This window comes from Streptomyces sp. NPDC096152 (genome assembly GCF_044763235.1).
GTDB lineage: Bacteria > Actinomycetota > Actinomycetes > Streptomycetales > Streptomycetaceae > Streptomyces.
The window spans coordinates 122,459-142,798 of the sequence record NZ_JBIWFW010000001.1 but is presented as its reverse complement, the minus strand read 5'-3'; the positions used below and the strand labels follow the sequence as shown (position 1 = coordinate 142,798).

Annotated in this window: 21 protein-coding genes and 1 tRNA gene; 7 read left to right on the top strand and 15 right to left on the bottom strand. The window is 71.7% G+C overall.

Annotation, left to right across the window (positions count from 1 at the left end; all coding sequences use genetic code 11):
• Positions 1 to 64 precede the first annotated feature (64 nt).
• On the bottom strand, positions 65 to 487 hold the full coding sequence (locus ACIQ9G_RS00635; RefSeq protein WP_403604177.1) for an Hsp20/alpha crystallin family protein: 423 nt from the start codon (positions 485 to 487) through the stop codon (positions 65 to 67).
• Between the two features lie 157 nt (positions 488 to 644).
• Between ACIQ9G_RS00635 and ACIQ9G_RS00630 the strand changes: the two genes are divergently transcribed.
• Positions 645 to 947, top strand: coding sequence for a hypothetical protein (locus tag ACIQ9G_RS00630; RefSeq protein WP_356195630.1), 303 nt, complete (start codon positions 645 to 647; stop codon positions 945 to 947).
• Positions 948 to 1,085: 138 nt separating this feature from the next.
• Here ACIQ9G_RS00630 and ACIQ9G_RS00625 read toward each other — a convergent pair whose 3' ends face one another.
• The 3 genes from ACIQ9G_RS00625 to ACIQ9G_RS00615 form a co-directional block, all read right to left on the bottom strand.
• Entirely contained in the window at positions 1,086 to 1,559 is a 474-nt protein-coding gene (locus ACIQ9G_RS00625; protein ID WP_403604174.1) for a carboxymuconolactone decarboxylase family protein, read from the bottom strand.
• A gap of 185 nt (positions 1,560 to 1,744) precedes the next feature.
• Entirely contained in the window at positions 1,745 to 3,262 is a 1,518-nt protein-coding gene (locus ACIQ9G_RS00620) for an MFS transporter (protein ID WP_403604171.1), read from the bottom strand.
• A 258-nt stretch (positions 3,263 to 3,520) separates the two neighbouring features.
• On the bottom strand, positions 3,521 to 4,885 hold the full coding sequence (locus tag ACIQ9G_RS00615) for a DUF445 domain-containing protein (protein ID WP_403604168.1): 1,365 nt from the start codon (positions 4,883 to 4,885) through the stop codon (positions 3,521 to 3,523).
• Between the two features lie 196 nt (positions 4,886 to 5,081).
• On the opposite strand from ACIQ9G_RS00615, the gene ACIQ9G_RS00610 reads away from it, so the two are divergent.
• Positions 5,082 to 6,464 carry an SGNH/GDSL hydrolase family protein gene (locus ACIQ9G_RS00610; RefSeq protein WP_403604165.1) on the top strand — a complete coding sequence of 461 codons (1,383 nt, stop codon included), beginning with the start codon at positions 5,082 to 5,084 and terminating at the stop codon, positions 6,462 to 6,464.
• Between the two features lie 149 nt (positions 6,465 to 6,613).
• Here ACIQ9G_RS00610 and ACIQ9G_RS00605 read toward each other — a convergent pair whose 3' ends face one another.
• The 4 genes from ACIQ9G_RS00605 to ACIQ9G_RS00590 all read right to left on the bottom strand — a co-directional run bounded on the left by ACIQ9G_RS00605 (position 6,614) and on the right by ACIQ9G_RS00590 (position 10,245).
• Entirely contained in the window at positions 6,614 to 7,366 is a 753-nt protein-coding gene (locus ACIQ9G_RS00605; protein WP_403604162.1) for a DUF1707 domain-containing protein, read from the bottom strand.
• A 59-nt stretch (positions 7,367 to 7,425) separates the two neighbouring features.
• Entirely contained in the window at positions 7,426 to 8,400 is a 975-nt protein-coding gene (locus tag ACIQ9G_RS00600) for an ATP-binding cassette domain-containing protein (RefSeq protein WP_403604159.1), read from the bottom strand.
• A 128-nt stretch (positions 8,401 to 8,528) separates the two neighbouring features.
• Positions 8,529 to 9,353 (bottom strand): ABC transporter permease, encoded by an 825-nt coding sequence (locus ACIQ9G_RS00595; protein ID WP_403606677.1) that lies wholly within the window; start codon positions 9,351 to 9,353, stop codon positions 8,529 to 8,531.
• A 91-nt stretch (positions 9,354 to 9,444) separates the two neighbouring features.
• Entirely contained in the window at positions 9,445 to 10,245 is an 801-nt protein-coding gene (locus tag ACIQ9G_RS00590; RefSeq protein ID WP_403604156.1) for an ABC transporter permease, read from the bottom strand.
• 202 nt (positions 10,246 to 10,447) lie between these two features.
• Here ACIQ9G_RS00590 and ACIQ9G_RS00585 point away from each other — a divergent pair, with 202 nt between their 5' ends.
• Entirely contained in the window at positions 10,448 to 13,222 is a 2,775-nt protein-coding gene (locus ACIQ9G_RS00585; RefSeq protein WP_403604153.1) for a transglycosylase domain-containing protein, read from the top strand.
• 80 nt (positions 13,223 to 13,302) lie between these two features.
• Here the strand turns inward: ACIQ9G_RS00585 and ACIQ9G_RS00580 are convergent, their stop codons facing one another.
• Both ACIQ9G_RS00580 and ACIQ9G_RS00575 read right to left on the bottom strand, forming a co-directional pair.
• Entirely contained in the window at positions 13,303 to 13,659 is a 357-nt protein-coding gene (locus ACIQ9G_RS00580; protein ID WP_403604150.1) for a GroES family chaperonin, read from the bottom strand.
• A gap of 57 nt (positions 13,660 to 13,716) precedes the next feature.
• Positions 13,717 to 14,046, bottom strand: a complete 330-nt coding sequence (locus ACIQ9G_RS00575; RefSeq protein WP_392195033.1) for a DUF3618 domain-containing protein — start codon at positions 14,044 to 14,046, stop codon at positions 13,717 to 13,719.
• A gap of 149 nt (positions 14,047 to 14,195) precedes the next feature.
• Between ACIQ9G_RS00575 and bcp the strand changes: the two genes are divergently transcribed.
• Positions 14,196 to 14,663 (top strand): thioredoxin-dependent thiol peroxidase, encoded by a 468-nt coding sequence (gene bcp / locus ACIQ9G_RS00570; protein WP_403604147.1) that lies wholly within the window; start codon positions 14,196 to 14,198, stop codon positions 14,661 to 14,663.
• Positions 14,664 to 14,702: 39 nt separating this feature from the next.
• Positions 14,703 to 14,786: transfer RNA gene (locus ACIQ9G_RS00565), tRNA-Leu, on the top strand.
• Positions 14,787 to 14,838: 52 nt separating this feature from the next.
• Here the strand turns inward: ACIQ9G_RS00565 and rdgB are convergent.
• From rdgB to ACIQ9G_RS00545, 4 genes are all read right to left on the bottom strand, one after another.
• Positions 14,839 to 15,441: an RdgB/HAM1 family non-canonical purine NTP pyrophosphatase gene (rdgB, locus tag ACIQ9G_RS00560; protein WP_356193015.1), complete on the bottom strand. Its 603-nt coding sequence runs from the start codon at positions 15,439 to 15,441 to the stop codon at positions 14,839 to 14,841.
• A gap of 129 nt (positions 15,442 to 15,570) precedes the next feature.
• On the bottom strand, positions 15,571 to 15,978 hold the full coding sequence (locus tag ACIQ9G_RS00555) for a hypothetical protein (RefSeq protein ID WP_403604144.1): 408 nt from the start codon (positions 15,976 to 15,978) through the stop codon (positions 15,571 to 15,573).
• Between the two features lie 173 nt (positions 15,979 to 16,151).
• Complete coding sequence (gene rph / locus ACIQ9G_RS00550; protein WP_403604141.1) at positions 16,152 to 16,889, bottom strand: ribonuclease PH; 738 nt, start codon at positions 16,887 to 16,889, stop codon at positions 16,152 to 16,154.
• Between the two features lie 96 nt (positions 16,890 to 16,985).
• Entirely contained in the window at positions 16,986 to 17,219 is a 234-nt protein-coding gene (locus ACIQ9G_RS00545) for a glucose PTS transporter subunit EIIB (protein WP_055495256.1), read from the bottom strand.
• A gap of 313 nt (positions 17,220 to 17,532) precedes the next feature.
• On the opposite strand from ACIQ9G_RS00545, the gene ACIQ9G_RS00540 reads away from it, so the two are divergent.
• Positions 17,533 to 18,798, top strand: a complete 1,266-nt coding sequence (locus tag ACIQ9G_RS00540; RefSeq protein WP_403604137.1) for a PTS transporter subunit EIIC — start codon at positions 17,533 to 17,535, stop codon at positions 18,796 to 18,798.
• Between the two features lie 113 nt (positions 18,799 to 18,911).
• On the opposite strand, the gene ACIQ9G_RS00535 is transcribed toward ACIQ9G_RS00540, so the two are convergent.
• Complete coding sequence (locus tag ACIQ9G_RS00535) at positions 18,912 to 19,664, bottom strand: MBL fold metallo-hydrolase (protein ID WP_403604134.1); 753 nt, start codon at positions 19,662 to 19,664, stop codon at positions 18,912 to 18,914.
• A gap of 215 nt (positions 19,665 to 19,879) precedes the next feature.
• On the opposite strand from ACIQ9G_RS00535, the gene ACIQ9G_RS00530 reads away from it, so the two are divergent.
• Positions 19,880 to 20,332, top strand: coding sequence for a type II toxin-antitoxin system PemK/MazF family toxin (locus tag ACIQ9G_RS00530; RefSeq protein WP_403604131.1), 453 nt, complete (start codon positions 19,880 to 19,882; stop codon positions 20,330 to 20,332).
• Positions 20,333 to 20,340: the final 8 nt, after the last annotated feature.

Here is a 20,340-nt window from a genome sequence, read left to right as displayed (position 1 = left end):
GATGTGACGTGACGGCGTCCCGCAGGCGAGGCCGGGCCTGCGGGACGCTTTCGGCGGGGTGCGGTCAGCCGCTGAGCTGCCTGCGGTCGTCGCCCCCGGTGATCTGGATCTTGCGCGGCTTGGCCTGCTCGGCCACCGGGATGCGCAAGGTCAGGACGCCGGACGCGTAGGACGCGTCGATGCGCTCCGTGTCGAGGGTCTCGCCGAGGAAGAGCTGGCGGGTGAAGGTGCCCGTCGGGCGTTCGGCGACGAGCATCTCCGCGCCCTCCGGGGCCGGATTGCGGCGCTCGGCGCGGACATTGAGCACGTTGCGTTCGACGTCCAGGTCGATGGTCTCGGGGTCCACACCCGGAAGGTCGAAGTGGACGATGAAGTCGTCACCGGACCGGTAGGCGTCCATCGCCATCGCGGCCGGGCGGGTGGTGGAACCGAAGACCTGCTGCGCGAGTCGGTCGAGGTCGCGGAACGGGTCGGTGCGCATGAGCATCACAGGTCACTCCCTTCGTCGGTACTGGGTGCGATGCCCTACGGCTTCTTATATAGCGCGGAGGAGGAAAGTTGACAAGCGAAGGCTCAGGTTCGGGGTGGATCGCGATCCATGGATAACCTTCACGCCATCCGAAACGGGACGTAGGAGGCATCTCATGGCGAAGGTTCCGAGCGCGGTGGTCGCCGCGGGCGGGCTGGTCGGCGGGTACGGCGTGGCGCGCTGGACGCGGAAGCGGCCGCTGGGCGGGGCCGTGCTGGCCGTCGCCGGAGCCGCGGCCGCGCGGCAGTGGCAGGAGCGGGCGGGCGGCAAGGCCGCGGGGGCGCTCACGGCCGCGTACGTCGCCGCCTTCGCCGGGTCGCACCCCCTGGCCAAGAAGGTCGGCGCCTGGCCGTCCGTGTTCGGGGTGGCCGGGGCCATGGCGCTGGCCTCCTGGGCCGTCGCCGACCGGCGCGGGTGACGTAGAGGGAGCGAGCTAGGGAGCGAACTCCGGATGCGGGGCTGGTGCGTCCGCGCCCCTGGTGGAGACCGGTCCTGCGGCGACGACGGCCGCGCCCCTCGGGACCGGCCGTCGCCGCCGGATGGGCGGGCGCTCGGGTCAGTCGAACATGCCCGGCTCGTAGTCGCCCGCCGGCTGCTGGACGATGACGTTCATCCGGTTGTAGGCGTTGATCAAGGCGATCGCGCCGACCAGGGCGGCCAGCTGGGCCTCGTCGTAGTGCTTGGCCGCGTTCTCCCAGGCCGCGTCGGTGACCCCGCCTGCCGCGTCGGCGATGCGGGTGCCCTGCTCGGTCAGTTCCAGGGCCGCGCGCTCGGCCTCCGTGAAGACCTTCGCCTCGCGCCAGGCGGCGACCATGTTGAGGCGCAACGGGCTCTCCCCGGCGTGCACGGCGTCCTTGTAGTGCATGTCGGTGCAGAAGCCGCAGCCGTTGATCTGGCTGGCGCGGAGCTTCACCAGTTCCTGCGTCGCCGCCGGGAGGGTCGAGTCCGACAGGACCTTGCCCGCCGAGTTGATGTACCGGAGGAACTTGGTCGCGACGGGGCTGCCGAAGAGGTTGATGCGTGCTTCCATCGTGGTCTCCCTGGTCTGCGTCTGAGCCTGTGCGAGTGTCAGCTTCGCCTGATGGGTGCACAGATACGACGGAGCGCGGCCGCGGGGTGTGACAGCAGCACGCGAGCAGCGGGCGTGACCTGGGTCACGCCCGCTGCTCGCTCGTCACTCGTGGAGCCCGGAGGCCCGGGAGGACCCCGTGTTCGTCAGGCCGTGCGGGAAGACGGGGGAGTCATGCCGCCCCGGGCGGCGGTCGCCGCCTTCGCCTTCTGCGACACCGCCGTCAGCGGCTTGGCGATGTCCTCCAGGGAACGGCGCTCGGCGTTGACCGCGAGGAACGCGGCCACCAGGCCCGCCGCGCACATCAGGACCGCGCCGATCCCGAAGGCGAGGACCGTGTCGCCGACCTTGCCGGTGCCGGTCAGGTCGGCGAACAGCAGCGGGCCGCTGATGCCGCCGGCCGCGGTGCCGAGGGCGTAGAAGAAGGCGATGGACATCGCCCGGGTCTCCATCGGGAAGACCTCGGACACGGTCAGGTAGGCGCTGGAGGCGCCGGCCGAGGCGAAGAACAGCACCGCGCACCAGCACGCCGTGAGCGTCCCGGCGTCGAGCGCGCCCTGGTCGAACAGCCAGGCCGTGCCGAACAGCAGCAGACCGGAGAGCAGGTACGTCGACGCGATCATCACCCGGCGGCCGATCGTGTCGAAGAGCTTGCCGAGGAGCAGCGGGCCCGCGAAGTTGCCGACCGCGATGACGGCGAAGTAGTAGCCGGTGTGGTCGGCGGGGACGTCGTAGAACTTCGTCAGGATCGCGCCGAAGCCGAAGGTGATCGCGTTGTAGAGGAACGCCTGGCCGATGAAGAGGGAGAAGCCGAGGACGGCCCGCTTGCGGTAGTCGGCGAAGACCGTGCGGCCGATCTCCAGGAAGGAGACGCTGCGGCGCTGGTGGATGGTGATCTCGCTGTCCGGCTCCGGGAGCGGTTCGCTCTGCTCGGCCCGGATCCGGCTCTCGATCGAGGAGACCACCTCTTCGGCCTCGCGATCCCTGCCGTGGATCAGCAGCCAGCGCGGGCTCTCGGGGACGTGCCGCCGTACGAGCAGGATGACCAGGGCGAGGACGGCGCCGAGGGCGAAGGTCAGCCGCCAGCCGACGTTCGCGGCCAGGAAGTCGGTGTTCAGCGCGAAGATCGACAGCAGGGAGCCGCCGACGGCGCCCACCCAGAAGCTGCCGTTGATCATCAGGTCGACGCGGCCGCGGTACTTCGCCGGGATGAGCTCGTCGATGGCGGAGTTGATGGCCGCGTACTCGCCGCCGATGCCGAAGCCGGTGAGGAAGCGGAAGGCGAGGAACCACCAGGCGTTGAAGGACACCGCGGTCAGCGCGGTGGCCCCGAGATAGACCGCCAGGGTGATCATGAACAGTTTCTTACGGCCGAAGCGGTCGGTCAGGCGTCCCCAGAACAGGGCTCCGAGGCACGCACCCGCCACGTACAGGGCGGCGGCGAGACCGGTGACCTGGGCGGAGCTGATGGCGAGGCCGCTGCCGGGCTCCGACAGACGGCCGGCGATGTTGCCGACGACGGTGACTTCGAGACCGTCGAGGATCCACACGGTGCCGAGACCGATGACGATCGTCCAGTGCCAGCGCGACCAGGGCAGCCGGTCGAGGCGGGCGGGGATGTTGGTGGTGATGGTTCGGCCGGTCTCGGCCTGCGTGGTGGCCATGGGCTCCCTCCTCAGCGAGCGGAACCACCATCGGGTGCCCGGGCGCTGCGGCTTTACGCCGGGGGTTGGCCACGCCGGTGCGCGGTGTACGCCGGGGAGTGGTGTACGCCGGTGCGCGGTGTACGCCGGTGAGTGGTCACCCTGGGTCGGTGTGCCGTCCCAGGGGGCTGCCGCCCCCAGACCCCCCGCTTCGGCCTGAACGGCCTCGTCCTCAATCGCCGGACGGGCTCAACTTGCTGACCGCGCCCGAAAGCCCCCTCACGCCCCCACCGCCCGCGACACCGCGTAGATCAGCAGGCCCGCCAGGGAGCCCACGACCGTGCCGTTGATGCGGATGAACTGGAGGTCGCGGCCGATGTGGGCCTCGATCTTGCGGGTGGTGTGCTCGGCGTCCCAGCTCGCGACCGTGTCGGTGATCAGGGAGGTGATCTCCTTGCGGTAGGTCGTGACCACGTACACCGCCGCGCCCTCGACCCAGCGGTCGACCTTGCCCTGTGCCCGGGAGTCGACCGCCGTGCGGGCGCCCAGGGACAGCAGGGAGGCGCGGACCCGCGTCCGCAGCTCGCTGCGCTCGTCCTCCGCCGCCGAGACGATCATGGATCGTACGGCCGTCCAGGCGGAGGCGATCAGGTCCTGCACCTCGCCGCGGCCGAGCACCTCGCCCTTGAGCCGTTCGACCCGGGCGCGGGTCTCGGTGTCGGACTGGAGGTCGCCGGCGAAGTCGGTGAGGAACCGGTCGAGGGCGCCGCGCGCCGGGTGGGAGGGCATGTCGCGCATCTCGGTGGTGAAGCGCAGCAGTTCCTTGTAGACCCGCTCGCCGACCTTCTTGTCGACGAACCTCGGCGTCCAGCCGGGCGCGCCGCCCTGCACGGCGTCCATCACGGAGTCGCTGTGCAGCACCAGCCAGTCGTGCGCGCGGGAGACGACGAGGTCGACGACCCGCTTGTGGCCGCCGTCGGCGACGACCTTCTCCAGCATCTTGCCGATGCCGGGGCCGATCTCCTGGGCGTTGGCCCGGCGGGTGATCGCCTCGCCGACCACCGCCTGGACGTCGGAGTCGCGCAGCACCGTCAGGGCGCCGCGCAGCGCGGTGGCCAGCTCCGCCGTCACGCGGTCGGCGTGCTCGGGGACGGCGAGCCAGGAGCCGAGGCGGCTGCCGATGCCGACGGCGCGCAGCCGCTGGCGCACGACGTCCTCCGAGAGGAAGTTCTCCCCGACGAACTCACCCAGGGAGATGCCGAGCTGGTCCTTCTTGGTGGGGATGATCGCGGTGTGCGGGATGGGCAGGCCGAGGGGGTGGCGGAAGAGGGCGGTGACCGCGAACCAGTCGGCCAGCGCACCGACCATGCCCGCCTCGGCGGCCGCCGCGACGTACGCCGTCCATCCGCCGGCGCCCGCGCTCTGGCCCCACTTGGCGAGGACGTACACGACGGCCACGGCCAGCAGCAGCCCGGTCGCGGTCAGCTTCATCCGGCGCACCCCGCGCCGGCGCTCCTCGTCGGCGGCGCTGAACACGGTCATCGCGCGGTACGAGGCCGCCTGCGCGGCCGCCTGCTGGGGCGCGCGGTCCGGGGCGGCGTCCGTCGCCCGATCGGTCGCTGATTCCGGTGTCGTCCGTTCCATACGCTCCACCTGTCCGGTGATCCCGCACACAATTGTCCCTTGCTGAGCTACTTCCGGAACGGAACCGGAGTTCCCGGCGTCTGTCGGTGGGGGAGAATCAGGCAGGGCCCTGTCAACTCCCCCGCGTTCATGACGCATCATGAACTCATCAGATCGGAGCCCCGGGCTCCCATCGCCCGAGGAGAACAACGCCCGCATGACCAAGCGTCACGTCGGCGGCGTGGGGCCGGCCACGCAGCAGCCGCTGCCCGCAGCCCCCGCCAAACACCGCGCCCTGCCGGCCGCCATCGTCGCGCTGATCGCGGTCCTGTCGACCGCCTTCTACGTCTCCGTCGTCTCCGACGACGGCACGCCCCCGCACTCCGTCGCCGCCGACCGCGCCCCGCGCAATCCGGCCGCCCCGGCCTCCACCGGCACCTGGGTGGGCACCTGGTCCACCTCGCCGGCCGGCGCCGAGCCGGGCACGGAGACCGCGGGCCTGGCGGGCCGCTCGGTGCGCAACGTCGTGCACGCGAGCGTCGGGGGTACGAGTGCCCGTATCACGCTGTCCAATCTCTACGGCCAGTCGCCGCTGACCATCACGCACGCCTCGCTCGCCGTCGCCGCGGGTGACACCGCGGCCGCCACGACGGGCACCATGCGGCGGCTCACCTTCTCCGGCGCCGCCTCCGTGGTGGTCCCGGCCGGCGGGCAGGTGATGAGCGACGCCGTGCGCGTCCCCGTCCCGCAGGGCGGCAACGTCCTGGTCACCACGTACTCCCCCACCCCGTCCGGCCCGGTCACGTACCACCCGCACGCGCGTCAGATCTCCTACGTCGCCCAGGGCGACCGCGCCGAGGACGTGACCGGGGTGCCGTACGCGGAGCGGACGAATCACTGGCGCTACCTGACCGCGCTGGACGTGCTCAGCAACGAGTCCGTGGGTACGGTCGTCGTCCTGGGCGACTCGATCACCGACGGCATCACCTCCACCATGGACGCCAACCGCCGCTGGACCGACGTGCTTTCCGACCGGCTGCGGGCCGAGGTGCAGGCGGGCCGGAACGTGCCGCGCTACAGCGTGGTCAACCAGGGCATCAGCGGCAACCAGGTGCTCGCGGACGGGCTGGGACGGCCCGCGGACAACCCCAGCGGCCTGAACCGGTTCGGGCGGGACGTGCTGGAGCGCACGAACGTCAAGGTCGTCGTCATCGACCTCGGCGTGAACGACATCCTGCGCAACCCGCGACTGGCCGACCCGGTGCGGATCACCGAGGGACTGCGCACGCTCGTACGGCGGGCCCACGCCCACGGCCTGAAGGTCGTCGGCGCGACGCTGATGCCCTTCCAGGGGCACCGCGGCTACACGGAGGCCCGTGAGGCGGTCCGCCAGCAGATCAACGCGCAGATCCGGGCGGGCCGGGTGTACGACGCGGTGGTCGACTTCGACCGGGCGCTGCGGGACCCGGCCGACCCGCGTCGCCTGCGGCCCGACTTCGACTCGGGCGACCACCTGCACCCGAGTGATCTGGGCTTCCAGGAGATGGGGCAGGTCTTCGACCTGGAGAGCCTGAAGGGCGCGGGGCAAGCGGAGCTGTAGGCGGCGCGGGGCCTCCTGGCCCGAGGGGCTCAGGGCTTCCCGGCATACGGGCCTTGGCGTTCCCGGGACTTCCGGCGTGTGGGCCTTGGGGTCTCCGGGACTCCCGGTTCCGGGGCCTCCGGGCCTCCGGGCCTCCGGATCCCGGGGCCTCAGGGGCGGCCGTTCCCCTGCCTGCGCCGCTCGCGGGCCGCCCAGCGCTCCTCGCGGCGGGCGGACTGGAGTTCGCGGCGTTCGGTGCGGCGGTCCAGGCGCTCCTGGCGGCGCTCGTCCTTCAGGCGGAGGCGTTCGGCCCTGGTGAGCTTGCGCTCGACCCCGACGCCGCCCCAGAAGGCGAAGCCCGTCACCACCACGCGCGGGGCGCCCGGCTCCGGCGGCACGCCCTCCTCGCTGTGGTCGAAGCCGCCCATGACACCGATGCCGCGCACGACGACCTCGACACCGGGCGGCACGATCACCTGCACTCCGCCCATGATCGCCACGCAGTTGATCTCCACCTCGCGGTCGGCGAAGTCCGCCTCGCGCAGGTCGATCTCGCCGCCGCCCCAGAAGGCGAAGCAGTGGAAGCGCTTCGGCATCGTCCAGCGGCCCTTGCGCTGGAAGCCGGACATGACGGCCACCGCCCACGCCGAGGACCCCTCGCCACCGGTGATCCGCCCCGGCCAACTCCCTTCCCCTGCCGTCTCCTTGCTCAGCGGCACGGCGGGAGCCGCGGCACCGGCGGCCGGGAGGTCCCGGGTGATCGGCGCCAACTCCCCGTACGTGCGCGCCTTGTAAGTGGCTTCCAGCCGCTCCTCGAACTCCCCCATGTCCAGACGCCCTTCGGCGAGGGCGTCCCGCAGGATCTCGGCGACTCGTTCACGATCGGCATCGGAGGCGCGCAGCTCCGGAGCATCGTCGGTCATGCACAGCAGCCTACGAGTTCCGGCGGCCGCGGGCACCCCCTGCCGGCGGGCCAGGGCGGCTACGGGACCGCGCGTTCCGAGGCGGAGGCGTACATCTTGGCGATCACCGCCTCGATGTCCGGCTCCCGCACGGACAGGTCCACCAGCGGGTACGCGGCGGCGATCCGCGCCACCAGCGGCGCGGCCGACTCCCCCGCCGGGAAGGCCAGCCACTGCCGGGGCCCCTCGACGCGCACCACACGCGCCGGCGGCACCTCCACGGGCGGCATCTCCCGCTCCAGGTCGACCACCAGCGTCCGCTCGCTCTCCCCCGCCTCGTGCAGCCCGGCGAGCGGACCGTCGTACATCAGGCGCCCGTGGTCGATGACCATGACCCGCGAGCACAGCTGCTCGATGTCCTGCAGATCGTGCGTGGTCAGCAGCACCGTGGTGGCGCGCTCGGCGTTCAGGTCCCGCAGGAACTCCCTGACCCTCGCCTTGCTGATCACGTCCAGGCCGATCGTCGGCTCGTCGAGGTAGAGCACCTCCGGATCGTGCAGCAGGGCCGCCGCGATGTCACCGCGCATCCGCTGCCCGAGCGAGAGCTGCCGGACCGGCACGTCCAGCAGGTCGCCCAGTTCGAGCAGCTCGACGCAGCGGTCGAGGTTCTCGCGGTAACGCGCCACGGGGATGCGGTACATGCGGTGCGCCAGCCGGTAGGAGTCGATCAGCGGCAGGTCCCACCACAGGGTCGTACGCTGGCCGAACACCACGCCGATGCGCTGCGCGAGCCGCGTCCGCTCGCGTGCGGGGTCGATGCCGGCGACCCGCAGGCGGCCGCCGCTCGGGGTCAGGATGCCGGTGAGCATCTTGATCGTGGTCGACTTGCCCGCGCCGTTCGGGCCGATGTAACCGACCATCTCGCCGCGCGCCACGGTGAAGGAGAGCGAGTCCACCGCCCGCACCTGCCGCCGCTCGCTCCTGAGGAACCCGGTCCGCTTGCGCACGTCGAAGACCTTCTCGACCCGGTCGAGTTCGATGAAGCCGCCGCCCACCGGCCCACCGCCTCCCCCGGGCCCGTCTCCGCCCCCGGATCCGCGACCGCCCCCGGCCCCATCACCGCCCACCGGCCCGCCTCCGCCCGCCGTCGTACGGCCGTCCACCGTCACGTCCTCACACCCCTTCAGCTCCCCGTGCTCCGGTACGACCGCAGCCCCGCCCGCCAGGCCAGCCCCGCCAGCGCGCAGCAGCCCGCGGCCGCCAGGGGCGACGCGAACGCCATCCAGGCCGGCAGCGCGAGCGGATACGGCCGCCCGAGCACATAGGTCGCCGGCAGCCAGTTGACGAAGGCCAGCGGCAGTACGAAGGTCACCCCGCGCACCAGCTCCTTCGCGAACACCGTCGGCGGGTACTGCAGCAGCGTGACCCCGCCGTAGGTGAAGGCGTTCTGCACCTCGGAGGCGTCCTGCGCGACGAACTGGAAGGCCGAGCCGGCCACGAACACCGCGCCGAAGATCACCGCCCCGCTGACCACCGTCACCGGCATCAGCAGCACCTTCAGCGGGGTCCAGTCCACGTCGAGCGCGACCAGCGCGAAGCCCAGCACGAGCAGTCCCTGCGTGATCCGGCCGAGGCGGCGCAGCGCGAAGCGGTCCGCCGCGAGCTGCGCGAGCACCGGCGCGGGCCGCAGGAACAGCAGGTCCAGCGTGCCGTCGCGGACCCGCCGCCCCAGCCCCTCCACCGAACCGATCGCGAGGTCGGCCAGCCCGAACGCGACGGCGGAGAGCCCGTAGAGGAAAGCCACGTCGGGCAGCGGCCAGCCGGCGAGCCCGTCGACCCGGGAGAACATCAGCAGGATCGCCACGAAGTCCAGCGTGGTCGCCGCTAAGTTGCCGAAGGCGGTCATCACGAACGAGGCCCGGTAGGCCATCGTGGACCGGATCCACATCCCGGCGATCAGCCGGTAGGCCCGCAGCCCGTCCGCCAGGGCACGCCGGCGCCGGCCCAGGGGACCGCTCCTCGCGTCCGCCGGCGCACGCAGGCCGGCGGGGCCGTCGCCGCTCCCCTCCGCCGTGGCGCGCGGGCCCGGTGCGCGGGTCTCACCCACCCTGGACCACCACCCGCCGCGTCGCCACCGACTGCAGCAGGCGCCCCGCCAGCAGCAGCGTCACCGCCCACGCGCCCTGGAAGACGTACGTGCCCAGTGCCCCGGCCCGTCCCAGCAGAATGTCCGCCGGCGCCTGGAGCAGGGACGACCACGGCAGAACCCGTACGACTTCGCCGAGCACGCCCGGGAAGACGTTCAGCGGCAGCAGCATCCCCGAGCAGAAGGTCCCGGTGATCATCATCATCTGCAGCGCCCCCTTGCCGTCCAGCAGCCAGAACGCGCTCAATGCCACCAGGAACCGGATCCCGAAGCTCACCAGCATCCCCAGCAGCACCGCGATCAGAAACGCCACCCAGGTCCGCACGTCCGTGGGCAGCGCCACCGGGAAGAACAGCGCCCCGAAGACGAAGGGGAGCACACCCCGGCCCAGCAGCTGGAACACCGCCCGGCCCAGGTCGGCGGCCAGCCACCACAGTTGGAGGTCCGCGGGCCGGTACAGGTCGATCGCGACATCACCCGTACGGATGCGCTCCATCAACTCGGCCTCGACGCCGCCGCCCCCGATCGCGAGCGTCGAGAGGAACGCCTGCCCCAGCCACACGTACGTCACGGCCTGCGCGCGGTCGTATCCGCCGAGGTGCGGCCGGGCGTCCCACAGCGCAAGATACGTGTACACGAGGATGAGGCCGAACACCGTGTTCGTGAACACCCCGGCCGCCGTGGCCGCCCGATACGTCGCGTACCGTCTGAACCCGCCCGCCGCGACGGCCGTGTACAACCGTCCAGCGCCCACGCCAACCGCCCTCCAAGGTCCGCCGACACCGAAGCGCAGGAGCTTAGTGCGCACCTGAGTGGGCGTGCCACGCGTTTTCCGGACGGGACCCATCTCCCTCGACCGGGAACGGAACGCGGGGCGCGGGAGTCTTCATCAGGGGCGCAGCAGGCGCATATGGGCTAACGAGGCGTACGACGCGAAACAGGAGTACCCGCACGAGATGAGCGACGAGCCGCAGCCGCAGCAACCGGCGCAGCCGCAGCAGCCGCGGGAACCGGCGGAGGGCCCGGTCTCCGAGGAGCCGCCCGCGGCACCCTCGGCGGAGGACACGGCACCCGCGGCGGAGGGTGGCCCGGACGCACCGGAGAGCGGGACGCCCGCGGCGGACCGAGGGACCGCATCGACGAAGAGCGGCCCGGGCGTTGAGGAGGGCGGGGAGGCCGCGATCGAGAGCGGGACACCCGCGGCGGACCGCGCGACGGACAACGGGACGGACGCGACGGACAACGGGACGGACGCGACGGCGGTCATCCCGCGCGTGGCGCACGGCGGGACAGCCGCGGCGGAGGCCGGCCCGCGCATGACGAAGAGCGAGACAGCCACGGCGAGGAGCGAGGCAGCCGCGGCGGAGAGCGGGACGACCGTGGCGGAGAGCGGAACGGCCAGGCGCCCCGGACGCACCGGACTCCGCCGGCTGCTGCCCACCTGGCGCATGGTGCTCGGCGGCTTCCTCCTCGCCCTCCTGCTGCTGATCGGCGGGTTCTTCCTCGGCTACTCCCTGGTCAAGATCCCGCCCGCCAACGCCCTCGCGCTCAAGCAGAGCAACGTCTACCTCTACGCCGACGGCACCGAGATCGCCCGCGACGGCGTGGTCAACCGGGAGAACGTCGGCCTCGCCCAGATCTCCAAGAACGCCCAGCACGCCGTCCTGGCCGCCGAGGACCGCGACTTCTACACCGAGTCCGCCGTCGACCCCCAGGCGATGCTGCGGGCCGGCTGGAACACCGTCACCGGCAAGGGCAGGCAGTCCGGCTCCACGATCACCCAGCAGTACGTCAAGAACTACTACCTGGGCCAGGAACAGACCGTCACCCGCAAGGTGAAGGAGTTCTTCATCGCGATCAAGCTGGACCGCAACGAGACCAAGGACGAGATCCTCCAGGGCTACCTCAACACCAGCTACTTCGGCCGCAACGCCTACGGCATCCAGGCCGCCGCACAGGCCTACTACGGCAGGAAGGCCACCGACCTCGACCCGGCCCGCGCCGCCTACCTCGCCGCGCTGGTCAACGCGCCCAGCGAGTACGACGTCGTCGCCCACCCGGAGAACAAGAGCGCGGCCGTGGCCCGCTGGAACTACGTCCTGGACGGCATGGTCAAGCAGGGCTGGCTCGCCAGGTCCGAGCGGGCCGGGCTCACCTTCCCGATGCCGAAGGAGTCCAGCGTCTCCGCCGGGATGTCCGGGCAGCGCGGCTACCTGGTCCGGATCATCCGGGACTACCTCACCGGCAACAAGATCCTCGACGAGGAGCAGCTCGCCGCCGGCGGCTACCGCATCACCACCACCCTGGAGAAGAGCAAGCAGGACGCCTTCGTCAAGGCCGTCGACGACCAGCTGATGGCCAGACTCGACCCGAAGAACCGCAAGGTGGACTCCTACGTCCGCGCCGGCGGGGCCGCGATCGACCCCAAGACCGGCAAGGTCGTCGCGATGTACAACGGCGTCGACTACGTCAAGCAGTACACGCCCAACGCCACCCGCCGCGACTTCCAGGTCGGCTCCACCTTCAAACCGCTTGTCTTCGCCTCGGCCGTGCAGAACCACTCCGAGACGCAGGACGGCCGCATGATCAACCCCAACACCGTCTACGACGGCACCAACGAGCGCCCGGTCGAGGGCTGGAACGGCTCCTACGCCCCCGAGAACGAGGACGGCCGCTCGTACGGCGACATCACCGCCCGCGAGGCGACGGACATGTCCGTCAACTCGGTGTACGCGCAGATGGCCGTCGACGTCGGACCCGACAAGGTGAAGGAGACCGCGATCGCCCTCGGTCTGCCCGCCACCACCCCCGACCTGACCGCCACCCCCTCCATCGCCCTCGGCCCGGCCACCGCCAGCGTCCTCGACATGGCGCAGGCGTACGCGACGCTCGCCAACCACGGGGAACGCGGCACGTACACGATGATCCAAAAGGTCACCAAGGGCGGCGACGAGGTCGTCGAGCTGCCGCAGCGGACCACCTCGCAGGCGGTCAGCCGGGAGGCCGCCGACACCACCACCGCGGTGCTGCAGAGCGTCGTCCAGAACGGCACCGGCACCCCCGCGCAGGCCGTCGGCCGGCCCGCCGCCGGCAAGACCGGCACCGCCGAGGAGGACACCGCGGCCTGGTTCGCCGGGTACACCCCCGACCTCGCCACCGTCGTCTCCGTGATGGGCCAGGACCCGGTCACCGCCGCCCACAAGCCGCTCTACGGCGCGCTGGGCCTGCCCCGGATCAACGGCAGCGGGGCGCCCACCGAGATCTGGTCCCAGTTCACCAGGGACGCCCTGAAGGACACCCCGGCCACCGACTTCGACCTCCAGCTCCAGAACGGCGCCGACGAGACGCCGGCGCCGCCCACCGACCCCTGGCAGACGCCGGGCACCGGCGGGCAGGGCGACGACGGCACCTGGCCCCCGACCGGCGGCCAGGACACCCAGGGCCAGGACGCGGGAGCGACGCAGGGCCAGACCGGCACCCCCACCGACGGCACCACCGGCGCCACCCCGACCACGGGCGGCACCACCGGCGGCACCCCCACCGACGGCACGAACGGCGGGGCCGCCACCGGCGGCACGACGGGCGGCACCACCGGCGGCACGAACGGCGGTCCCACCCCGACCACGGGCGGCACCACGGGCGACACCACCGGCACCACCACCGACGGCACGAACGGCGACGGGGGAACGACGACGGGCACCGGAGGCACACCGGCCGCCTGGCCACGGTGACACCGACCGGCGACACGGAACGCGAGAGGGGCCGGTGACCAAGGTCACCGGCCCCTCTTCCCGTTCTCCGCCCGCGCGTCCTACAGGTACAGCCCGGTGGAGTCCTCCGACCCCTCGAAGCGGTCGGCGGCCACCGCGTGCAGATCGCGCTCGCGCATCAGCACGTAGGCGATGCCCCGCACCTCCACCTCGGCCCGGTCCTCCGGGTCGTACAGCACCCGGTCGCCGACCTCGACGGTACGGACGTTCTGCCCCACCGCGACGACCTCCGCCCAGGCCAGCCGGCGTCCCACCGCAGCCGTGGCCGGAATCAGGATGCCGCCGCCCGAACGCCGCTCGCCCTCACTGGTGTCCTGCCGCACGAGCACACGGTCGTGCAGCATGCGGATGGGCAGCTTGTCGTGGTGGGTGCTGTGCTCATGTCTGTTGGCGCTCACCCCTCGAACCTACCTGCCTTCCGCACATCCGTACGCCGGTGGGTCGCCGCCCCCGCGTCAGTCCCGGCTCCGCCGCACACCCAGGGCGAGCAGCCCGACGATCCCGACGGCGACGAGCGCGACCGGCACGATCCGCTCCAGCCGGGGCGCGCCCTCCTCGTCCACGAACTGCGCCCGCACATCCGTCACGACCCGGTTGACCTGTACATAGGCCCGGCCGAGCGTGTGGTCGATGTTGGAGACGACCTTGGCCTTGGCGTCTCCGACGATGGTCTTCGGGTGCACGCGCACCCCGATCTCGTCGAGCGTCTCGGCCAGCACCTCGCGACGGCGCCTGATGTCCGCCTCGATCTCAGCCGGGGTCCTGGTGTCCGCCGTGTCCGCCACCGCTCCGCCTCCGAAGTCAACTGATGCCTGTTCGGGACAGTCTGTCAGCTCTGCGTCCGACCGTACTGTCGGCACCCCCGGATACCCTCGGACCGGGACGGCATGGCCGCCGCACCTTCACTGAACAGACGTACGAGGAGACGACCCCGATGACCGAGCGACTCCAGCCCGGGGACACGGCCCCCGCCTTCACCCTCCCCGACGCCGACGGCACCGAGGTGTCCCTGGCCGACCGCAAGGGCCGCAAGGTCATCGTCTACTTCTACCCGGCCGCCCTCACGCCCGGATGCACCAAGCAGGCCTGCGACTTCACCGACAACCTGGAGCTCCTGGCCGGCGCGGGCTACGACGTCATCGGCATCTCCCCCGACAAGCCCGAGAAGCTGGCGAAGTTCCGCGAGAAGGAGAGCCTGCGCGTCACCCTGCTCGCCGACCCCGACAAGCAGGTCCTGGAGGCCTACGGCGCCTTCGGCGAGAAGAAGCTGTACGGCAAGACGGTCGTCGGCGTCATCCGCTCCACGGTCGTCGTCGGCGAGGACGGCAAGGTCGAACGCGCCCTGTACAACGTCAAGGCGACCGGCCACGTCGCCAAGATCATCAAGGATCTGGGGATCTGACGGGGCTGCCCGGCCAGTAACATGGCCGGGCAACACCAGGCGGCCGTGGTGGAATTGGCAGTCACGCTGGGTTTAGGTCCCAGTGGGGTAACTCCCGTGAGGGTTCGAGTCCCTCCGGCCGCACTGCCGCTTCGGGGCCCGGCTCGAGGACACATGAGCCGGGCCTTCGTCGTCGTCAGCCCAGGAGTTCCCGTACCACCGGTACCAGCGCCCGGAAGGCCTTGCCGCGGTGGCTGATGGCGTTCTTCTCGGGTGGGGTCAGTTCGGCGCAGGTGCGGGTCTCGCCTTCGGGCTGGAGGATCGGGTCGTAGCCGAAGCCGTTGGTGCCGGAGGGGGCGTGGCGCAGGGTGCCGGTGAGGCGGCCCTCGACGACGCGTTCCGTGCCGTCGGGCAGGGCGAGCGCCGCCGCGCAGGCGAAGTGGGCGCCGCGGTGGGCCTCGTCGATGTCGGCGAGCTGGGCCAGGAGCAGGTCGAGGTTGGCCTTGTCGTCGCCGTGGCGGCCGGCCCAGCGGGCCGAGAAGATGCCGGGGGCGCCGCCGAGGACGTCGACGCAGAGGCCGGAGTCGTCCGCCACCGCGGGCAGGCCGGTCGCCTGGGCCAGGGCGTGGGCCTTGAGCAGGGCGTTCTCGGCGAAGGTGACGCCGGTCTCCTTGACGTCGGGGACGTCGGGGTAGGCGTCGGCGCCGATCAGTTCGTGGTGCAGGCCTGCGTCGGCGATGATCGCCCTGAGTTCGGTGATCTTTCCGGCGTTGCGGGTGGCGAGGATCAAGCGGGTCATGCCGTCCAGTATCGCGGGCGGTCCCGAGCGGCCCGGAGCGGGCGGTCCGAAGCGGCCGCGGGCGGCCCGGAGCGCGCGGTCCCGGCGGCGCCAGGGGCCACACGGTCCGGGCGGTGCCTGCCCTCCCGCCTACGGTGTGCAGACCTTGGTCAGTTCGCCGGCCGCGTCCGTGACCGGGGTGATGTCCGGAGTCCGGTCGCCGTTCCTGATCGCGGTACGGACGTTGTGGACGGCCTTGTTCAGGTGGTCGACGGCCTTGTTGACGTCGGCGTTGTCGGTCCGGTCGCCGATCTTGCCCAGGTCCTTCTCGATGGCGGTGAGGGACTCGTCGGCCTGGGTGGGGTCGTTCGCCGCGTTCTCGACGGCCTGTTGGAGGTCGGTGACGCTGTCGGCGATGGAGTCGGCGGTCTGGACGCAGTCCAGGGCCCTGTCGACCGCGCCACAGCCGGTGAGGGCCGCGCCGGTGAGTGCGACGGCGGCCGCCGCGGCGGCGATGGCGGTGGTGCGGCCCGGGCGTCGGCGTCGGCTCGCGGCCATGGCTGGGTTCCCTCCCCGTGTGCGGCCGCCGCGGGGGCGGTCCCGTGCGTGGTGCGTGGCCGGGCGTACGGCGGTGGGCCGTACGCCCGTACCGGTAGGGACGCGGGAGGGGCCGGGCGGGTTGCCCGGAGCGGGCGGGCTTCTTGGGGCGCCCTTTACCTTGTGCCGTCGGGTTACTGGGTGAGGGTCGCCTCGAGGGCCGTGCGCTGGATGGTGGCCAGGTCGCTGCAGCCGGCGACGGCGAGGTCGAGCAGGGCGTTGAGTTCGTCGCGGGCGAAGGGCTCGGCCTCCGCGGTGCCCTGGACCTCGACGAAGCGGCCGTCGCCGGTGCAGACGACGTTCATGTCGGTGTCGGCCCGGACGTCTTCCTCGTAGCAGAGGTCGAGCAGTGGGACGCCGGCGACGATGCCGACCGAGACCGCGCTGACGGTGCCGGTCAGCGGCTGGCGGCCGGCCTTGATCAGCTTCTTGCGCTGGGCCCAGGCGACGGCGTCGGCCAGGGCGACGTACGCGCCGGTGATGGCCGCCGTGCGCGTGCCGCCGTCGGCCTGGAGGACGTCGCAGTCGAGGACGATGGTGTTCTCGCCGAGTGCCTTGTAGTCCACGACCGAGCGCAGGGAGCGGCCGATGAGGCGGGAGATCTCGTGGGTGCGGCCGCCGATCTTGCCCCGGACGGACTCGCGGTCGCCGCGGGTGTTGGTGGAGCGGGGCAGCATGGCGTACTCCGCGGTGACCCAGCCCTCGCCGCTGCCCTTGCGCCAGCGCGGGACCCCTTCGGTGACGGAGGCGGTGCAGAAGACCTTGGTGTCGCCGAAGGAGACGAGGACGGAGCCCTCGGCGTGCTTGCTCCAGCCGCGGTCGATGGTGACCGGGCGGAGCTGTTCGGGGGTGCGGCCGTCGATTCGAGACATGGCCTCGAGCCTAGCCCCCTCGGGCGTCGGGGCTCCTTCCGCGGTGGGAAGGAGCCCCGAGGAGTGAATCCCGGAGCGGGTCCGGGGTTCACGTGTTCACATCATGTCCTCGATCTCCGCGGCGATCGGGTCGGCGTCGGTGCCGATGACGACCTGGATGGCGGTGCCCATCTTGACGACGCCGTGGGCGCCGGCGGCCTTGAGTGCGGCTTCGTCGACCAGTGAGGGGTCGTTGACCTCGGTGCGCAGGCGGGTGATGCAGCCCTCGATCTCGTCGATGTTGTCGATGCCGCCGAGCCCGGCGACGATCTTCTCAGCCTTGCTGGCCATGTTCCTTCTCCCTGATCCGAACCGCATTCTTGACCGACCGGTCTACACCACCTTGCGGACGGGGGCCAAACGCGGTCGGGGGTCCCGGGGGCCCCGTCCTCCGCCTACTCGCGGCTCCCCCGCCGCCGCCTCGTCGCCGCCTCGCGGGCGGGCCTGCGGCGGGTACGGCGCGTAGTGGTTCGGTAGCGGGAATCGCGGGTTCCTTACCCGCCCTTCATCGTGCTACAACAGGTCTACACCACTGAGTGGTGTAGACCACAGACGCCGCCGTCCCCCTTGGTCCCGGGCGGCGCCATGCCCACTGGAGGACGTCATGACCACGGCCACCGCCGCTCCCGCGGCCGACAAGAAGAAGGGCGCCGGCGTGATGGCCGTGCTGCAGCGCATCGGCCGCAGCCTCATGCTGCCGGTGGCGGTCCTGCCCGCCGCCGCTCTCCTGGTGCGCCTCGGCAACACCGACATGCTCGGTCGCCCGGACTTCCCGGCCTTCCTGACGAAGATCGCGGGCTTCATGGCGGCCGGCGGCAACGCGATCCTCGACAACATGGCGCTGCTGTTCGCCGTGGGCATCGCGATCGGCTTCGCCAAGAAGTCGGACGGTTCCACCGCTCTCGCGGCAGTCGTAGGCTACCTGGTCTTCAAGAACGTGCTGGGCACGTTCACCGACAAGAACCTGCCGAAGGTGGCGCAGGCCGTCGACGGCAAGGTCGTCATGGTGAACGCCCCGGTGGACGCGAAGGTCCTCGGCGGTGTGGTCATGGGTCTCGTGGTGGCCCTGCTGTACCAGCGCTTCTACCGCACCAAGCTGCCGGACTGGGCGGGCTTCTTCGGCGGCCGCCGGCTGGTCCCGATCCTGTCCGCCTTCGCGGGCCTGCTCCTCGGCATCGTCTTCGGCTACATCTGGCCGGTCCTCGGCACGGGCCTGCACAACTTCGGTGAGTGGCTGGTGGGTTCGGGCGCGGTCGGCGCCGGCATCTTCGGTGTGGCCAACCGCGCGCTGATCCCGATCGGGATGCACCACCTGCTCAACTCGTTCCCGTGGTTCCAGGCGGGCGACTACCACGGCAAGAGCGGTGACATCGCCCGCTTCCTGGCCGGCGACCCGACCGCGGGCCAGTTCATGACCGGCTTCTTCCCGATCATGATGTTCGGTCTGCCGGCGGCGTGCCTGGCGATCGTGCACTGCGCCCGTCCGGAGCGCCGCAAGGTGGTCGGCGGCATGATGGTCTCGGTCGCGCTGACCTCGTTCGTGACGGGCGTGACCGAGCCGATCGAATTCACGTTCATGTTCATCGCGCCGGTCCTGTACGCCATCCACGCGGTGCTCACCGGCATATCTCTGGCGCTGACGTGGGCGCTCGGCATGAAGGACGGCTTCGGCTTCTCGGCGGGCGCGATCGACTTCGGGCTGAACCTCGGCATCGCGAGCAACCCGTGGGGCCTGGTCCTGGTGGGTCTGTGCTTCGCGGTCGTCTACTACGCGGTCTTCCGCTTCGCGATCGTCCGGTTCAACCTGCCCACGCCGGGCCGCGAGTCCGACGAGGAGCTCGCGGAACTCCAGAAGGCCGAGGCCAAGTAGGCCACGGCGACCGTGTAGTCCACGGCAGCGGCACCACGACGGCCCCGGAACGTCTCCGTTCCGGGGCCGCGGCCGTTGCCGGGGCTCGGATCGCGGCCTCGGCCGTACGGGCCTCAGATCTCGTACGACGCCCTGGGCGCCGCCAGTTCGACAGGGCCGCCGTAGACCGCGCGGGCGTCCGCGAGGTTGATCTGCGGGTCGGTCCACGGGGGGATGTGGGTGAGCAGCAGGCTCCGGGCGTCGGCCCGGGCGGCCGTCTCGCCCGCCTCGCGGCCGTTCAGATGGAGGTCGGGGATGTCCTCCTTGCCGTGCGTGAAGGCGGCCTCGCACAGGAACAGGTCGGCGTCCCGGGCGAGTTCCTCCAGCACGTCGCTGGGGCCGGAGTCGCCGGAGTACGTCAGCGTCCTGCCGCCGTGCTCGATCCGGATGCCGTACGCCTCCACGGGGTGGGCGACCCGCTCGGTGTGCACGGTGAACGGGCCGATGTCGAAGGTGCCCGGCTTCACCGTGTGGAAGTCGAAGACCTCGCTCATGGACGAGGCGGTCGGGGTGTCGGCGTAGGCGGTGGTGAGCCGGTGCTCGGTGCCCTCGGGTCCGTAGACCGGGAGGGGGTCGCAGCGGCCGCCGTCGTACCGGTAGTAGCGCGCGACGAAGTACGCGAGCATGTCGATGCAGTGGTCGGCGTGCAGATGGCTCAGGAAGATCGCGTCGAGGTCGTAGAGACCGCAGTGGCGCTGCAGCTCGCCCAGGGCGCCGTTGCCCATGTCGAGGAGCAGCCGGAAGCCGTCGGCCTCGACGAGGTAGCTCGAGCAGGCCGATTCCGCGGACGGGAACGACCCCGAGCAGCCGACGACGGTGAGCTTCATGGAGCAGAAACCTCCGCTGGCGGGAAACATCGAACAGACAGTGACGGGGGTCGTGCGGTCCGTCGAGAGTAAGGCGCAAAACCTCCGGTAGCTCCTCCACCAAGGGCTGTTGTGGGCGAACTCACCTGTGGTGTCACCGGTTCGGCTGGACGTGGGGCGCGGGTAGCGCGGAGAAGGGCGCGCGCCGGGCATCGCACGCCGGTAACGTCGTCCCCATGGACACGTCCTGGTGGCTCGCGCTCGCGGCGGTGGTGCTGCTCGCGCTCGTCGCCACGCTCGTCGACGGCTGGGGGCGGGGCCGCCGGCCCGAGGGGCGGCGGACGCGGCCTCCCGGGCGCCCGGCCGGACGGGCCGCGGCGCGTCCGCGGCCGGCGGAGATCTGGTGGGCGAACGTGCCGTTCGACAACGGCGCGGGGGTCAAGGACCGCCCCTGTCTGGTGCTCTCCGTGCACGGCAAGCGGGCCAGGGTCGCCAAGATCACCAGCAAGTACCACGACGAGCGGTCCGGGGTCATCCCGCTCCCGCCGGGCTCGGTGGGGGACGCGCAGGGGCGGACCAGCTTCCTGGAGACCGACGAGGTGCGGGAGGTGCCGGTGTGGGACTTCCGGCGCCGGGTGGGGGTCGTGGACCCCGTCCTCTGGGACCAGGTGCGCTACCTGGCGGGATGAGCGGCGGC

Coding starts and splice junctions, on each gene's coding strand:
- ACIQ9G_RS00635 (WP_403604177.1), bottom strand. CDS start 487: ATGCTCATGCGCACCGACCCGTTCCGCGACCTCGACCGACTCGCGCAG.
- ACIQ9G_RS00585 (WP_403604153.1), top strand. CDS start 10,448: ATGAGCGACGAGCCGCAGCCGCAGCAACCGGCGCAGCCGCAGCAGCCG.
- ACIQ9G_RS00630 (WP_356195630.1), top strand. CDS start 645: ATGGCGAAGGTTCCGAGCGCGGTGGTCGCCGCGGGCGGGCTGGTCGGC.
- ACIQ9G_RS00530 (WP_403604131.1), top strand. CDS start 19,880: ATGGACACGTCCTGGTGGCTCGCGCTCGCGGCGGTGGTGCTGCTCGCG.
- ACIQ9G_RS00625 (WP_403604174.1), bottom strand. CDS start 1,559: ATGGAAGCACGCATCAACCTCTTCGGCAGCCCCGTCGCGACCAAGTTC.
- ACIQ9G_RS00535 (WP_403604134.1), bottom strand. CDS start 19,664: ATGAAGCTCACCGTCGTCGGCTGCTCGGGGTCGTTCCCGTCCGCGGAA.
- ACIQ9G_RS00545 (WP_055495256.1), bottom strand. CDS start 17,219: ATGGCCAGCAAGGCTGAGAAGATCGTCGCCGGGCTCGGCGGCATCGAC.
- rph (WP_403604141.1), bottom strand. CDS start 16,889: ATGTCTCGAATCGACGGCCGCACCCCCGAACAGCTCCGCCCGGTCACC.
- ACIQ9G_RS00605 (WP_403604162.1), bottom strand. CDS start 7,366: ATGACCGACGATGCTCCGGAGCTGCGCGCCTCCGATGCCGATCGTGAA.
- bcp (WP_403604147.1), top strand. CDS start 14,196: ATGACCGAGCGACTCCAGCCCGGGGACACGGCCCCCGCCTTCACCCTC.
- ACIQ9G_RS00615 (WP_403604168.1), bottom strand. CDS start 4,885: ATGGAACGGACGACACCGGAATCAGCGACCGATCGGGCGACGGACGCC.
- ACIQ9G_RS00610 (WP_403604165.1), top strand. CDS start 5,082: ATGACCAAGCGTCACGTCGGCGGCGTGGGGCCGGCCACGCAGCAGCCG.
- ACIQ9G_RS00540 (WP_403604137.1), top strand. CDS start 17,533: ATGACCACGGCCACCGCCGCTCCCGCGGCCGACAAGAAGAAGGGCGCC.
- ACIQ9G_RS00555 (WP_403604144.1), bottom strand. CDS start 15,978: ATGGCCGCGAGCCGACGCCGACGCCCGGGCCGCACCACCGCCATCGCC.
- rdgB (WP_356193015.1), bottom strand. CDS start 15,441: ATGACCCGCTTGATCCTCGCCACCCGCAACGCCGGAAAGATCACCGAA.
- ACIQ9G_RS00620 (WP_403604171.1), bottom strand. CDS start 3,262: ATGGCCACCACGCAGGCCGAGACCGGCCGAACCATCACCACCAACATC.